The sequence below is a fragment of the Galbitalea sp. SE-J8 genome (assembly GCF_030345695.1).
Classification (GTDB): Bacteria; Actinomycetota; Actinomycetes; order Actinomycetales; family Microbacteriaceae; genus JAUASV01.
Genome location: NZ_JAUASV010000021.1, coordinates 35,313 through 49,914, shown reverse-complemented (window position 1 = coordinate 49,914; position 14,602 = coordinate 35,313). Strand labels below are relative to the sequence as shown.

General features: G+C 72.9%; 12 protein-coding genes and 1 tRNA gene. 7 read left to right on the top strand and 6 right to left on the bottom strand.

Going from position 1 to position 14,602, the window contains the following annotated elements; genetic code table 11:
- Window positions 1-13: 13 nt before the first annotated feature.
- Window positions 14-98: transfer RNA gene (locus QT381_RS12875), tRNA-Ser, on the bottom strand.
- Window positions 99-283: 185 nt separating this feature from the next.
- On the opposite strand from QT381_RS12875, the gene QT381_RS12870 reads away from it, so the two are divergent.
- Window positions 284-580: a hypothetical protein gene (locus tag QT381_RS12870; protein WP_289249437.1), complete on the top strand. Its 297-nt coding sequence runs from the start codon at window positions 284-286 to the stop codon at window positions 578-580.
- A gap of 1 nt (window position 581) precedes the next feature.
- Here the strand turns inward: QT381_RS12870 and QT381_RS12865 are convergent, their stop codons facing one another.
- The 5 genes from QT381_RS12865 to QT381_RS12845 all read right to left on the bottom strand — a co-directional run bounded on the left by QT381_RS12865 (window position 582) and on the right by QT381_RS12845 (window position 5,577).
- Window positions 582-2,378: a hypothetical protein gene (locus QT381_RS12865; protein ID WP_289249436.1), complete on the bottom strand. Its 1,797-nt coding sequence runs from the start codon at window positions 2,376-2,378 to the stop codon at window positions 582-584.
- Window positions 2,375-2,872 (bottom strand): RNA polymerase sigma factor, encoded by a 498-nt coding sequence (locus tag QT381_RS12860; protein ID WP_289249435.1) that lies wholly within the window; start codon window positions 2,870-2,872, stop codon window positions 2,375-2,377. Before QT381_RS12860 ends, QT381_RS12865 begins: the two co-directional genes overlap by 4 nt.
- A 135-nt stretch (window positions 2,873-3,007) precedes the next feature.
- Window positions 3,008-4,009: an adenosine deaminase gene (locus tag QT381_RS12855; RefSeq protein WP_289249434.1), complete on the bottom strand. Its 1,002-nt coding sequence runs from the start codon at window positions 4,007-4,009 to the stop codon at window positions 3,008-3,010.
- 61 nt (window positions 4,010-4,070) lie between these two features.
- Complete coding sequence (locus tag QT381_RS12850; protein ID WP_289249433.1) at window positions 4,071-4,715, bottom strand: FMN-binding negative transcriptional regulator; 645 nt, start codon at window positions 4,713-4,715, stop codon at window positions 4,071-4,073.
- Window positions 4,708-5,577 carry an alpha/beta fold hydrolase gene (locus QT381_RS12845; protein ID WP_289249432.1) on the bottom strand — a complete coding sequence of 290 codons (870 nt, stop codon included), beginning with the start codon at window positions 5,575-5,577 and terminating at the stop codon, window positions 4,708-4,710. Before QT381_RS12845 ends, QT381_RS12850 begins: the two co-directional genes overlap by 8 nt.
- Before the next feature lie 299 nt (window positions 5,578-5,876).
- Here QT381_RS12845 and QT381_RS12840 point away from each other — a divergent pair, with 299 nt between their 5' ends.
- From QT381_RS12840 to QT381_RS12815, 6 genes are read left to right on the top strand one after another with little or no spacing between them, the layout of a single operon-like run.
- On the top strand, window positions 5,877-7,562 hold the full coding sequence (locus QT381_RS12840) for an ABC transporter substrate-binding protein (RefSeq protein WP_289249431.1): 1,686 nt from the start codon (window positions 5,877-5,879) through the stop codon (window positions 7,560-7,562).
- A gap of 10 nt (window positions 7,563-7,572) precedes the next feature.
- The gene (locus QT381_RS12835) at window positions 7,573-9,288 is read left to right on the top strand and encodes a dipeptide ABC transporter ATP-binding protein (RefSeq protein WP_289249430.1); all 1,716 of its coding nucleotides are present in this window, start codon (window positions 7,573-7,575) and stop codon (window positions 9,286-9,288) included.
- Window positions 9,285-10,223 carry an ABC transporter permease gene (locus tag QT381_RS12830; protein ID WP_289249429.1) on the top strand — a complete coding sequence of 313 codons (939 nt, stop codon included), beginning with the start codon at window positions 9,285-9,287 and terminating at the stop codon, window positions 10,221-10,223. Before QT381_RS12835 ends, QT381_RS12830 begins: the two co-directional genes overlap by 4 nt.
- Window positions 10,220-11,218: an ABC transporter permease gene (locus tag QT381_RS12825; RefSeq protein ID WP_289249428.1), complete on the top strand. Its 999-nt coding sequence runs from the start codon at window positions 10,220-10,222 to the stop codon at window positions 11,216-11,218. The genes QT381_RS12830 and QT381_RS12825 overlap by 4 nt, the downstream gene beginning before the upstream one ends.
- Window positions 11,218-13,113, top strand: a complete 1,896-nt coding sequence (locus QT381_RS12820) for a PucR family transcriptional regulator (protein WP_289249427.1) — start codon at window positions 11,218-11,220, stop codon at window positions 13,111-13,113. The genes QT381_RS12825 and QT381_RS12820 overlap by 1 nt, the downstream gene beginning before the upstream one ends.
- A complete protein-coding gene (locus QT381_RS12815) occupies window positions 13,110-14,558 on the top strand; it encodes an amidohydrolase (RefSeq protein ID WP_289249426.1) in 1,449 nt (482 codons plus the stop codon). Before QT381_RS12820 ends, QT381_RS12815 begins: the two co-directional genes overlap by 4 nt.
- Window positions 14,559-14,602: the final 44 nt, after the last annotated feature.

Sequence of the window (14,602 nt, the reverse complement as noted above, 5' to 3'; positions counted from 1 at the left end):
TGCGTTTTTCTTGCGGAGGGCGTGGGATTCGAACCCACGGATGCTTGCGCATCACCAGTTTTCAAGACTGGATCCTTCGGCCGCTCGGACAGCCCTCCCGGTGCCGCGAGTCTATCGGCGGACCCCACGGGGTCGCGCTCGGCGAAGCACGCGGCCCGGTCGACGTGTTCAGAACTCCTGTGCAGATGGGGCTTGCCGCGGAGCGCCCCGCGGAATACCGGGCGTCGCCCGGGGAGCCCGCCCGATTCGTCCGGAGTTCTGCGCAGCCGACTAGCCTCGCGCCATGACCACGGACGCCACACCCGCTCCCGCCGACGACCGCGCCGAGCCCGACGACCGCGCCGAGCCCGATCCCGCGACCGGCCGCCGCTCCGACGCTGAGCCGCTGCCCGACGTCACCGCCGACGGAGCGCTGTACCCCGCGTCGACCGCGACGGGCAGCGGCACGGGCGACGACGAGCTCGTCTCGATCGCCGACCGGGAGGCGATCGAGGCGGAACGCAGGCGTCGTCCGCAGCCCGCGAACCCGAACGCGCTCATCGAGCACGGCCGGGTCGCGACCGCCGAGGACATGGAGTAGCTCAGCCGCCGTAGCAGGGGCCGTAGCCGTCACCGACGATGCTCTCCACCGGTGATCCCGCGTCGACGAGCGTGATGGCCCACACGGTGCCGCCCTGGAACTCGAACATGAGCATGCCGACGGCGTCGGACACGGTGTAGATCGTCGCTCCCTGGGTCGTCGCCTTCTGCGCGTTCGGGAGGGTCCGTTTCAGCTCCGCCTCGGTCATTCCGACGTGGGCTCCCGACTTCGTCGTGATCGTCGCGTCGGTGAACACCATGAAGAGGATCTTCCCGGCCCTCTCGTTGCCGTCGGTGCGCACCGTGACCGGATCCTGCGTGACCTCGGTCACGCCCGGCGTCGTCCACCGGCCCGCGTAGCACTGGTCGGGCTTCCACTCGACGAGCGTCGTGTCGTCCGGAACCGGCTTGCCGAGTCGGAGGTCGCCGTAGCCGCCGGTCGTCACGTACGCCCCCGTCGGCGTGGAGCTCGGCGTCGCCGTGCCGGTGGGGTTGTGCGTCGGATCGCCGGTCGCGCCGTCGCCGGGAACCGATGTCGCGCTCGCCCCGCCACCGAACGCCCCCGGGTGGGGGTTGGCCGCGACGAGCTCGGCGAGCGCGTCGACGCCCTGCTGCTCGAGGCCGAGGTTGTCGTAGACGCGCGCCCACCATCCGTCGCCGAACGCTAGCTCGCCGTCGCCGGTGTACCTCACCCACCCGTCCTCCTCGACGCGCTTCGCGCCGGATGCGTCGAGGTAGGCCTGCATCGCGGCCGTCTGCTCGTCGGTGATCGGGCCGAATCCGAACGGGATCGACGAATCGCCGTTCTCGACACCCCATCGGCAGGCGAGGCCGCCGAACTGCACGACGTCCGCGAGCCCCGCCCGCTGATCGGCGGCGCTCGACGCCCACTCCTCGACGGCCTTCTGGGCATAGCCGTCCCCGGCCGGGCCTCCGTCGAGCACGAGGTGGTCGTCCTCGAACGCAGCACGCCGATCGGCGCTGAACAGGGCGTCGCACGTGCCGGGGTCGGGCGTCGACGTCCCCGGTTCGACCGTGACGATCGGGTTCGCGATCGTGGCCCACGGCGCGGAGAGCGGCGCGTGGAAGAGTGTGCGATCGCCGAGCGGGGCGGCGAGCTGCACCGTGCCGCCGCCGAGCGCGAGCAGTTCGGTGCACGAGTCGTCGGCCGCCGCGCTCACCGCGGCGATCGTGACGGAGGTCGCATCCTCCACGACCGCCACCCCGACGTGCGCTCCGCAGTCGCCGAAGTCGCCGTCGGCGACGTAGCCGATCGCGATCGTGTCCGCGTCGGGTGACCCGCTCACCACCGCCCATGGCGCGCTCGACTGCGTCGCCGGATCGATGACGCCGCTCGCGCTGCCGCCCGGCGCGCTCGTCGGCAGGGTCGCCGGGACCGTGACGACGGGCTCGACCTTCGTGTCGAGCACCGACGCGAGCGCCGCGTTCACGATTCGCCCGTCGTCGAGGGTCGCGCCGGCCACGGGCGAGCTCGCCGTCGGCGACGGGCTCGGCGTATGCGCCGGCGGCGACACCGACGTCGGGGCGCGCAGCGCGCCCACGCCGAGCACGATCACGAGCGCGATCGCCGCGCCGACCGCGAGCGAGGAGCCGAGCTGCGCCCACAGCGGCCAGTGCGCGGGATTGAGCGCCGAGGCGGACCAGCGCGACGGATGCGGCGCCGGGCCGGCGGCCGCAGCATCCGTCCGGTAGTCGGTGTCGACCCAGCGGTCGTCGTCGGTCCTGAGGCGCGCGAAGAGCGCCTCGGGCGTGCGGTCGAGGGGGCTGCGGTCGCTCATGATGCTCCTCCCGCGGTGACGGCCAGGTCGGCGCGGAGTTTCGCGAGGCCGCGATGCGCCTGACTGCGCACGGTCTCGGGGGTGATGTCGAGGGTCTCGGCGATCGCGCGATCGTCGAGGTCGGCGAAGTAGCGCAGGATCAGCACCCGCCGCTGCCCGTCGGGGAGCGCGTCGACGAGGGCGAAGAACGCGACGTCCTGCTCGTAGCGCAGGAAGCCGCGCTCCAGCTGCGCGCGCTCGGGCACCTCCTCGACGGCGGTCTCGCGCCGACGACGGATGAGGTCGAAGCTCGCGTTCGCGACCGCCCGCTTCAGGTAGGGCAGCGCCTTCGTGGGCCGGGTGCGGGTCCAGCTCGCGGCGACCTTGACGAGGGCGTCCTGCAGCGCGTCCTCGCCGTCGAAGCGGTTGCCGGTGAGCAGCACGGCGAGCCGGAGCAGCGCCGTGCCGTGCTCCGCGACGAGCCGCGTGTACTGCGCGTCGGCACCCCAGCTCATCGCGGGTCCCCCGTCATGGGCGCTTCCCTCTCATGCCTCTACGACTCGGCCGGGTGCCGCATCCGTTGCACGCTCGCGAGAATTCTTTCGCGCCCCGCGCGCCCGCGCGCCCGGGGGCGGCCCGCACGGCATCCGTCAGCGCGCGGCGCGCCACGCCTGTACGGCGTCGAGCAGCTCGCGCTTGCGCTCCGGCGCCGCGAACGACGCCCGGACGGATGCTGCGGCGAGCCGCGCGAGCTCGTCGTCGTCGAGGGCGAACGCGTCGGCGACGGCGCGGTAGTTGTCGGCGACGTATCCGCCGAAGTAGGCCGGGTCGTCGGAGTTGATCGTGACCTGCACGCCCGCCGCGAGCAGGCGCCGCAGCGGGTGCTCGCCGATCGTCGGCGCCGCCCGCAGGCGCACGTTCGAGAGCGGGCAGACCGTCAGCGGCACGCCGCTCGCGGCGAGGCGGGCGAGGAGCGCCGGGTCCTCGATGCTGCGGATGCCGTGGTCGATGCGCTCCGCGCCGAGCGCGTCGAGGGCCTCGACGACGTACGCCGGCGGACCTTCCTCGCCCGCGTGCGCCACCCGGTGCAGGCCGAGCTCCGCGGCGCGCGCGAACACCCCGGCGAACAGCGCCGGCGGGTAGCCGACCTCGGCCGAGTCGAGGCCGACGCCGAGCAGGTCGCCCGCGCGATGGGCGACCGCCTCGAGGGTCGCGGCGGCGGAGTCCACGCTCTGGTCGCGCACGAAGCACAGGATGAGCCCGCCGCTCATGCCGAAGCGCCCGGCGGCGTCCCGCAGCGCGTCGAGCAGGCCGTCGATGACATCGTCGATCGCGACGCCGTTCGCGGCGTGCACCTGCGGGTCGAAGAACAGCTCCGCGTGCTGCACGCCGTCGACGTGCGCGCGCTCGAGGTACGCGGTCGCGAGCTCGGCGAAGTCGCGACGCTCGCGCAGCACGGTCATGCACGCGTAGTAGAGGTCGAGGAAGCTCTGCAGGTCGTCGAACTCGTAGCCGGCGCGCAGCGCATCGACGTCGGCGAACCCCAGGTCGACGCCGTTGCGCGCAGCGAGTGCGAACGCGAGCTCCGGCTCGAGCGTGCCCTCGACGTGCAGGTGCAGCTCGGCCTTCGGCAGCGTGGCGATGCGTGTCATCCGGTGGTCCCCCGATCATCCGCTGGACGACCATCCTCGCAGCGTCACCAGCCGGTCGTGCTCAGCCGGCGGATGCCCGGCCGTGCGCGATCCGCATCCGCGCGGCGAGCGGCGCGTTCGCGTGCGGTCCCGCACCGTCGAGAGCCGCCAGGATGCGGTCGACCACCCCATCCGGTTTGTCCTGGCTCATCTTCTCCTTCGTGATCGCGCGGGTCACTCGCAGGCGGAATCCGACGGTGCCGTGCACGATACGCGCCGCGTAGGCGGCGTTGTCGAGCGTGCCGCGCAGGAGGAAGGGGTTCGGCATCGGTGCCTCGAAGTGCGCCACGAGTCGGTCGAGCACCGCCAGGTTCTCGGCGTCCGTGAGGATCTCGGGCACGCCGTAGAGGTGCGCGGTCGCGAAGTTCCAGGTCGGCACGGCGGTGGGCAGGCCGTACCAGCCGGGCGAGATGTACCCGCTCGGGCCGTGGATCACGACGCACAGCTCCTGGTCCCCGAGACGGTGCGGGCGCTCGTCGGGACGCCCGACGTGCGAGACGAGCACGAGCTCGTCGGCGCCCGCCGACTCGACGAGGAACGGGTAGTGGGAGACGACAGGCCCCGCGCCGCCGACGCCGTTCGACACCATCGTCGCCCACGGGTGGTCGGCGACGAGTGCCGCCGCCCAGCCGAGATCGCCGCCGGCGTAGTCGGGGTTCTCACGCATCCGTGGGCCGTTCCGCGCGCAGGGCCGTCCGGGCGAGCGCGGCGGCGAACTCGGGCCACAGCTCCCGGGGCACGTCGTGCCCCATCTCCTCGAAGATGTGCACCTCGGCCTGCGGCAGCAGCTCGGCGAGCACGAGCGCCGCGTGCCAGTGCAGGCTCTGGTCGCCGCGTCCGTGGATGATGACGGCGGGGGCCGTCACGGCTCGCAGCAGCTCGCGCCGCTCGAGCGGACCGCGCACGAGAGCGTTCCACTGGCGGAGCACGCCGTCGGGCCGGTACATCCGGTCGAAGGAGTGGGCTCCGAGCTCGGCCGCCTCCCGGGAATCGAACGGGAAGCCCGGCGACTGCAGCCAGCGCTGGTCGGACACGAACTCGGCGATGTACGCGTCCCGATCCTGCAGCGCGGGCAGCGCGGTCTCGGGCGAGCCGTCGCCGTGATCGCCGACCAGGAACTCCGGCTCGCTCGACGGCGACGTCGACAGCAGTCCGAGACTCGCGACGCGCCGCGGGTGCCGGATGGCGACGAGCTGCGCGATGTAGCCGCCCATCGACATGCCCGCGACGTGCGCGCGCGCGACGCCGAGCTCGTCGAGCACCGCGACCACGTCATCCGCCATGTCCGCGAGGTCGTAGTGCGCCTCGAGCTGATCCGGCGCTCCGGTCTGCTCACTCAGGCCGACGTCGCGGTTGTCGAAACGGATGACGCGGAAGCCCGCGCGCACGAGCGCGGCGACGAAGCCGTCGTGCCATCCGATGAGCTGTGCGCTCGTGCCGTGCACGAGCACGAGCGGACGGCCGGACGCGTCGCCGTCGACGACGTAGTGCAGCGCGATGCCGGCGGGAGTGGTGAACGTGGGCGACATGCCCCGATCCTGTCGCGCGGCCGCGCCGCCGACCACGGATGCCCCGCACACCGGCCACGCGTGCGGATGTGCCGTTCACCCACGGCGCGCGGGCACCCCGCGACCGGGGGATCGATCGCACACCCGGCGAACGGGAATCATGGGTGAACGGCACATGTCGGCCTCGGCGAGGCCGCCGTTAGCGTCGGAAACGCGCCCGCCTCCCGACGGCGAGCGTCGCTGGATGGCTCTGCACCACGTCCACTCGGCGTCCCACACCAGCCGCGCCGGCCGACGGCGCGCACGAGGAGGCACGCGCAATGACCACGACCAGTCCCACCCGCCGCCGCCGCGCCGGCGTCACGGCCGGGGCGATCACCACGATCGCCGCCGCCGCGATTCTGCTCTCCGGATGCGCCGCACCCGCGCCCGGCGCATCATCCGCCACTCCCGCCGCAGCACAGCTCGGCGGCACGCTCACCGTGCTCACCCAGGCGACGAGCATCGAGCTCGACCCGGCGACGAGCCTCAATCTGCCGACCACGTGGCTCGGGCTCATCACGCGTCGGCTCACGACGTGGAAGCTCGAGGCGGGGTCCACCCCCGAGGTCGTTCCCGACCTGGCCACCGACACGGGCACACCGAGCGACGACGGCACCACCTGGACCTACACGCTCAAGGACGGCATCGCGTTCGAGGACGGCACGCCGATCACCTCGGCCGACATCAAATACGGTGTCGAGCGCTCGTACGCCCCCCAGCTCTCGGGCGGGCTCGCCTACCACAAAGCGCTTCTCGTCGGCGGCGACGAGTACGCGGGACCGTACGACGGCGCCGAGCTCGACTCGATCGAGACCCCCGACGACAAGACGATCGTGTTCCACCTCACGACCGCATACGGCGACTGGCCCTGGATCGTCGCGATGAACCCGTTCTCCCCGGTGCCGGCCGCCCAGGACGACCCGGCCACCTACACCCGCAAGCCGGTCGCATCCGGGCCGTATCGGGTCGAGTCGAACGAGAACGGCACGTCTCTCACGCTCGTGCGGAACGAGCACTGGGATCGCGCGACCGACGAGGCGCGCACGGCCGCGCCCGACGAGATCGTGTTCAAGGAGAGCCAGGAGTCGTCGACGACCGTGCAGTCCCTCATCTCGGACGTCGGCGAGGCGACGAGCTCCATCAACTCGGAACCGCTCGATGCCGCGCAGCTCGCGCTCGTGAACGGCAACCCGGCCGCGAAGGCGCGCATGATCACGTCCGGCGCCGGCCCGCTCGCGTACCTCGCGATCAACACCGAGCGCATCACCGACCTGCGCGTGCGCCGAGCGCTCGAGTACGCGGTCGACCGCAAGTCCAACATCCTGGCTCAGGGCGGCGAGGCCGCCGCGGTGCCGGCCACGACGCTCATCACTCCCGGCATCCCCGGCCGCGAGGAGTTCGACAGCTATCCGAGCGGCGACCAGGGTGACGTCGACAAGGCGAAGGCACTGCTCGCGGATGCCGGTGCCACCGGCCTCACGCTCTCGCTGTGGGTGCAGAACGACCCGACCTCGCAGGCGCAGGGTCAGGCGCTGCAGCAGGCGCTCGAGCGCACCGGCATCACGATCGACCTCAGGGTGCTCGACCCGAGCGTCTGGTACGCGGACGCGACCGGCGACGACCCGGACTACGACCTCATCCTCAACTGGTGGCTGGCCGACTACCCGAGCGCCGCGAGCAACCTGTTCCCGCTCTACGACTCGAGCCAGATCGGCAACGGCGGCTTCAACCTGTCCCGGTACTCCGGTCAGGACGAGGCCATCGCCGCCGCCACGGCCGAGATCGACCCGAAGCAGTCGCAGGCCGACTGGGTGGCGATCGACAGGGCGCTCATGGATGCCGCGGTCGCGGTGCCGCTGAGCTTCGCACGGCAGTCGTTCCTCGGCGGGAGCGAGGTGGCGGACTACTTCGTGACCGACTACCCGGGCTACCAGAACTACCTCGAGATCTCGATCGCGCAGTGACGGAGCAGCGGTGACGGAAATCGAGACGCGGGACGTCCTGGCGGTGAACGCCCTCTCGGTGGCGTTCGCCGACCGGGACGCCCCGACGGCGCCGCCGCGCACGGTCGTGGACGGGGTGGACTTCCACCTCGGCCACGGCCGCGTGCTCGCTCTCGTCGGCGAGTCCGGCTCCGGCAAGAGCGTCACCGCGATGTCGGTGCTCGGTCTGCTGCCGGCGAACGCGCGCGTCGAGGGCAGCATCCGCCTCGAGGGCCGCGAGCTGGTCGGAGCGGATGCCGCCACGGTGCGCGCGGTGCGCGGCGGCCGGATCGGCACGATCTTCCAGGAGCCGATGAGCGCATTCAACCCGGTGCTCACGCTCGGGGCGCAGATCGCCGAGGCGATCGTCACCCACCATCCGCGGCTGCGCCGACGCGAGGTGCGGGCTCGCTCGCTGGAGCTGCTCGAATCGGTCGGGATCGCCGAGCCGCTGCGCATCGCGCGGTCGCACCCGCACGAGCTGTCGGGCGGGCAGCTGCAACGATCGATGATCGCGATGGCCATCTCGTCCGACCCCATCGCCCTCATCGCGGACGAACCCACGACCGCGCTCGATGTGACGGTGCAGGCGGGCATCCTCGACCTCATCCGCTCGCTCCGCGACGACCGCGGCACGGCCGTGCTGCTCATCACCCACGACATGGGCGTCGTCGCCGACCTCGCCGACGACGTGGTCGTGATGCGCTCGGGTCACGTCGAGGAGCGCGAGTCCTCCCCCGCGCTGTTCGCGGCTCCGCAGGCCGGGTACACCCGCGAGCTGCTGCGCGCGGTGCCCCGGCTCGGCGAGACCGCCGCCCGGCTGCGATCGTCCGAACCCCTTCCGGCCGAGCTCAGCGCCGCCGCCGAGGTGCGCGCCGCGCGCATCGAGTACGGCGGCGGATGGGGCCGGCCGGCCGTCGTCGCCGTGGAGAGCGCGACCTTCGCCATCCGCCCGGGTCGCACCCTGGGTCTCGTCGGCGAATCGGGCTCGGGCAAGTCGACCCTGGGCCGGGCCTTCGCGGGACTCGTGCCCGTGCGATCCGGCGAGGTGCTCGTCGGCGGGATCGACCTCGCTCGCGCCTCGCGCCGCGAGCTGCGCGAGCTGCGCAGCGCCATCGGCTACGTGTTCCAGGACCCGGCATCGTCCCTCGACCCACGGTGGACCGTCGGCGACGCCATCGCCGAGCCACTGCGCCTCGGCAGCGACAAGACGCCCCGCGAGCGACGCGCCCGCGTGCTCGAGCTGCTCGACGCGGTGCGACTCAGCGAATCCCACCTCGAGCGGTTTCCGCACGAGCTGTCGGGTGGGCAGCGCCAGCGCGTCGCCATCGCGCGGGCCATCGCGCTGCATCCGTCGCTGCTCATCGCCGACGAGCCCACGAGCGCTCTCGACGTGAGCGTGCAGGCGCGGGTGCTCGACCTGCTCGCCGACCTCCAGCGCGAGTTCGGTTTCGCGTGCCTCTTCGTGAGCCACGACCTCGCCGTCGTTCAGGAGCTCGCGCACGAGGTCGCCGTCATGCGCGCGGGGCGGATCGTCGAGCTCGGCCCGACCGAGCGCGTGCTCAGCGCCCCGGACAGCCCCTACACGCGGCGCCTCCTCGCCGCGGCGCCCGTCGCCGACCCCGCGCAGCAGGCCGCGCGACGACGAGCGTGGCGCGGCCTCGCCGCGGAGGCCGATCCGGCCGCGGGAGACGGGGATGCGGCATGAGCACGACGGCGACGACCATCGACCTCGAGGCGGTCCCCGCCCGCAAGACGGGTGCCCGCGCCGCGCTGCGCAAGCTCCTCCGCGACCGTGCCGCCGCGGCGAGCGCCGTCACGATCCTGCTGTTCGTGCTCGCGGCGGCGTGCGCGCCATGGCTCACCGGCATCACCGGACAGGATCCGTACGCGTACCACGTCGACCTGCTCGATGGCTCGGGCGTGCCACTCGGGTTCGGCGGCGGCGTCAGCGCCACGCACTGGTTCGGGGTGGAGCCGCTCACCGGACGGGACCTGTTCTCGATCGTGGTCTACGGCGCCCGCACGTCGCTGCTCATCGGCGTCGCCGCCACCGCGGTCTCGGTCGTCATCGGGGTCGTCGTGGGCATCACGACCGGCTTCGTCGGGGGCTGGTACGACCGCATCGCGAGCCGCGGGGTCGACGTGCTGTTCGGGTTCCCGGTGCTCGTCTTCCTCATCGCGCTCACGACCATCGCGCCGTCCTGGCTGCCCCGACCGCTCTTCATCGTGCTCATCATCGGCCTGTTCGGCTGGCCCGGCATCTCCCGGATCGTGCGCGCGCAGGTGCTCGTGCTGCGCGAGCGGTCGTTCGTGGCGGCATCCACCGCGATGGGAGCGCCGGCGCGGCACGTGATGGCCGCGCACGTGCTGCCCAACGTCAGCGCGACGATCATCGTCGTGTCGACGATCCTCGTGCCGGGCATGATCGGCGTCGAGGCCGCCCTGTCGTTCCTCGGGGTCGGTGTCGTGCCGCCCACCCCGTCGTGGGGCCGCACGCTCGGCGATGCGATCGGCTGGGTGCAGACCGATCCGCTCTACCTCGTCTTCCCGGGGCTCGCGCTCTTCATCATCACCCTGGCGTTCAACGTGTTCGGCGACGGCCTCCGCGACGCCCTCGACCCGAGAGGCGGCCGCCGATGAGGATGCTGCGGTTCGCCGGCGTGCGGGTGCTCGGCGCGATCGTCGTGCTGCTGCTCATCACCGTGCTCACCTACGCCGTGTTCTACCTGCTGCCGGCGAACCCGGCCCAGCTGAGCTGCGGGCGGCCGTGCACACCGGAGAACCTGCGGCGCGCCGCGGAGTTCATGGGCACCGACCTGCCCTGGTGGCAGCAGCTGCTCGAGTTCCTGCGGGGGATCGTGCTCGGCCGCGATTTCGGATCGGGCGCGGCCGCCGTGCACTGCGCCGCGCCGTGCTTCGGCTATTCGTTCCAGCAGAACGCGAGCGTCACCGAGCTGATCCTGTCCCGCTTCCCCGTCACGGCCTCCATCGCGATCGGTGCCGCCGTGCTCTGGCTCGTCACCGGGGTCGCGGGCGGCGTCGCATCGGGTATGCGCCCAGGCAGCGTCGTCGACCGCGGCGTGATGATGGTCTCGATCGCGGGCGTCTCGGCGCCCGTGTACCTCGTCGGGCTGCTGGCCATCCTGCTGTTCGGGTTCGTGCTGCGCTGGCTTCCGACCGGTGGCTACATCCCGTTCGCGACCGATCCGGTGCAGTGGTTCGCGCACCTCCTGCTGCCGTGGTGCACGCTCGCGTTCACCACGGCGGCGGTCTACGCCCGGCTCACCCGGGGGCAGATGATCGAGACGCTCGGTGAGGACTACATCCGCACGGCGCGCGCCAAGGGGCTGCGGGAGAGTCGCGTCGTCGTGCGGCACGGCCTGCGAAATGCGATTCTGCCGGTCGTGACGGTATTCGGCCTCGACCTCGGCACGCTCCTGGGCGGCACGGTCATCGTCGAGCGCGTGTTCTCCATGCAGGGTCTCGGCGCGCTTCTCGTCACGGGCGTGTCGGTCGTCGACCTGCAGCTCGTCGTCGGTTTCACCCTGTTCAGCGCGTTCCTCATCATCGTCTCCAACGTCGTCATCGATGTCGTGAACGGGGTCGTGGATCCGCGCGCGAAAGCGACGGCCTGATGGTGGATGACGAACGTGCGGATGCGATCGCGACACTGCTCGACGCGACGCTCGCCGACGGCTCTGCCAACGCCGCCGCAGTGATCTCCGCGCTGCAGGGGCTGGGCATCACGGGCAAGGGGCGCGTGCGCATCGCCGAGCTCGTGCATCGCGCCCGGCGCGAGAACGCCCGCCTGCAGCGCCGCGAGCAAGAGCTGGGCTCGCTCGATGCGGGCTCGCGCGAGCTGACCGAGGCGCGACGCGAGATCGACGTGCTGAAGCACCTCGCCGTGCGTACGCGAGAGATGCTGCGCGCGGACCTCGGCGTCGTGCTGCTCGTCGACGGGGCGCACGCGAGTGTCGGGCCGCACGCGAGTGTCGGGGCGACGAGCGGCGCCACCACGGGAGCGCTGCTCGGCCTCGCGACCCCCACGCGCTCCGCCCTCGTCGGCACCGTCGCGGCGACCCGTGCGACGCACGCGGTCGAGCGTCTGAGCGATGTCGTCGACGGTGGAGCACTCGAGCGCGCACTCGTCGACGAGGGTGTCGTCTCGCTCGTCGGTGCACCGATCACCGATGGGCAGGCGGTCGTGGCCGTCGCGGTCGCCGCGACGCGCGACGAGCACCGATTCGGCCCCGATGACATCGCGCTCCTCGCAGCGCTCGCCGATCACGCGGCGATCGCGCTGCGCACGGTGCGCTTCATCGGCGAGCTGCGCGCGTCCGAGCGCGAGGCGCACGCCGTCAGCGCGTCGCTCGCGAGCGCGGTCGCCGATCTCGAGAGCGCGGCGGGCGCCCAGGCCGCCCTGCTCGAGGTCGTGCTCGCGGGCGCGGGCTTCGACGCCCTGGCCCGGGTGCTGGCAGGCGTGCTCGACCGCGGGGTCGCCGTCGTCGACGACCGCGGCCGCGTCGTCACGGCATCCGGCACGCCCCTCGATCCGGTGCTTCTCGAGCGGGGCAGCGCCTCGGGAACGGTGACCGCGGATGCGCCACGCGGCGTGCCCGGCGGGTTCGTCGCCGCGATGTCGGCCGGTTCGCACCGATACGGCGCCCTCGTGGTCGGCGATCGCGGTGACGGATTCGAGGCGATCGACCGACAGATCGTCGAGCGGGCCGCGCAGGCCGGCGCGCTCATCGCCCAGCAGCTCACGGCGGTGACGGATGCGGAGCACCGGGTGCAGAGCGACGTGCTCGCCGACCTTCTCGCGGGCGCTCCGGAGCGCCGGCCCGACGTTGCCCGGCGCGCACAGCGGCTGGGCATCGACATCGCCGACCTCGACGCGCTCGTGCTCTTCGCCGTGCCCGGGGAGCTGCGCGTGTCGACGGCGCGTGCGCTCGCCCCGCTCGTCGGCGACGGCGCCCTCGTCGGCGAGCACCTCGGCTACGTCGTGCTCGCGCGGTCGTCGCGCGACGGGCCCGGAGCGGCCGCGCTGCGCGACGGCGTGGCCCGCGCGCTCGATGCGCCGGTGCTCGCGGTGTCGGTTCCGCCCGCGCCCGACGCCCTGCCGGCGTCGTTCTCGATCGCGATGCGCACGGCTCGCCTGCTCGGGGCGCTCGGCGTCGACGCGGCGGCCGTCGCGAGCGAGGACTACCTGCCGTATGCGGCCGTGCTCGACACGGACGAGCGCACGCTCGCGGCCTTCCTGCACGACACGATCGGTGTCGTGCGCCGCCACGACGACGAGCGCGGGTCGGATCTGCTGCGCACGTTGCGCGCGTTCGTGAAGAACGGCGCGAGCCCGACCCGCACCGCGCGAGCCCTGACCTTCCATACCAACACGATCCTGCAACGGCTGGAACGCCTCGACCGCGTGCTCGGCGAGGGTTGGCGCGACGACGAACGGCTGTTCCGCATCGGCATCGCGGTGCGCCTCGACGAGCTGAGGGAGCGCTTGAGCGAGACGGGGCATCCGTGACCGACGTGCTGCTCGCGGGCGGGAGACGATACGGCGGAGCGCCCGTCGACATCCTGGTGCGTCACGGTCGCATCGCCGCGGTCGGAACCGGCCTGCGCGCCGACGCCGTCGAGCGCGTCGTCCTGGACGGTCGCTACCTCGGCCCCGGCCTCTGGGACGAGCACGTGCACCTCGCTCAGCACGCCGTGGCCCGCGGCCGGCTGGGCCTGTCCGGCGCGCGGAGCGCCGCCGAGGTGCTCGACCTCGTCGCGACCCACCTCGCGTCGCGCGAGTCCACGGATCCGCTCGTCGGCTACGGCTTCCGTGACGCGCTCTGGCCGGATGCACCGACGCGGAACGCCCTCGACGCGGTCACGGGCGACGTGCCCGTGACGCTCATCAGCGGGGACCTGCACTGCGGCTGGCTCAACGGGGCCGCGGCCAGGCGCGCCGGGGTCGAGACCGACGCGAGCGGCGTGCTGCGGGAGGGCCCGTGGATCGCCGTGCTCAGCGCCTCCGACGAGGTCGCGTCGTTGCCTCGCCGCGCGATCGCGGATGCCGTGCGAGCGGCAGCCGAACGCGGTGTCGTCGGGATCGTCGACCTCGAGAACGCGGACAACGTCGCCGACTGGACGACCCGGAGCGCCGACGGCATCCGTTCGGTGCGCGTGGAGGCCTCGGTATGGCCCGACCGGCTAGACGCCGTGATCGCCCGTGGCATCCGTTCGCGCGACGTGCTCGACGACGCCGGGCTCGTGACGATGGGACCGCTCAAGATCGTCGTCGACGGCTCGCTCAACACCCGCACCGCCTGGACCTGGGATCCGTACCCGGACTCGGCGCCGACGGATGCGCACGCGTGCGGCGTCGACAGCGTCGCACCCGCGGAGCTGCGTCGTCTGCTCGCGCTCGCCCGGGACCACGGGCTGGACGCCGCCGTGCACGCCATCGGCGATCGGGCCAACTCGGAGGTGCTCGACGCCTTCGAGGCGCTCGGCGTGCCCGGTCGCATCGAGCACGCGCAGCTCGTGGCGCGGCGGGACCTGCCGCGATTCGCAGCTCTCGGTGTCGTCGCGAGCGTTCAGCCCGAGCACGCCATGGACGATCGGGACGCGGCCGACCGGCACTGGCGCGGCCGCTCCGACCGCGCGTTCGCGTACGGGTCGCTGTGGCGGGCCGGAGCGTCCCTGCGCCTCGGCTCGGACGCCCCGGTGGCCCCGCTCGACCCGTGGATCACCGCCGACGCGGCGGTGTCGCGCTCCCGGGACGGGCGCGAGCCGTGGCATCCGGACGAGCGCATACCCGTGGAGGTCGCGCTCGCGGCGAGCGCTCGCGGGTCGCTGCACGTCGGCGAGGCCGCCGACCTCGTCGTCGTCGAACGCGACCCGTTCGCGGACGGCGACCTGCGCCGGATGCCGGTGGCCGCGACGCTGCTCGCCGGCCGCTTCACGCACTGCGCGCTGTGAGCCACGCCGGCGCAGGCGCCGCCGGCCGGCAAGACGACGGCCGG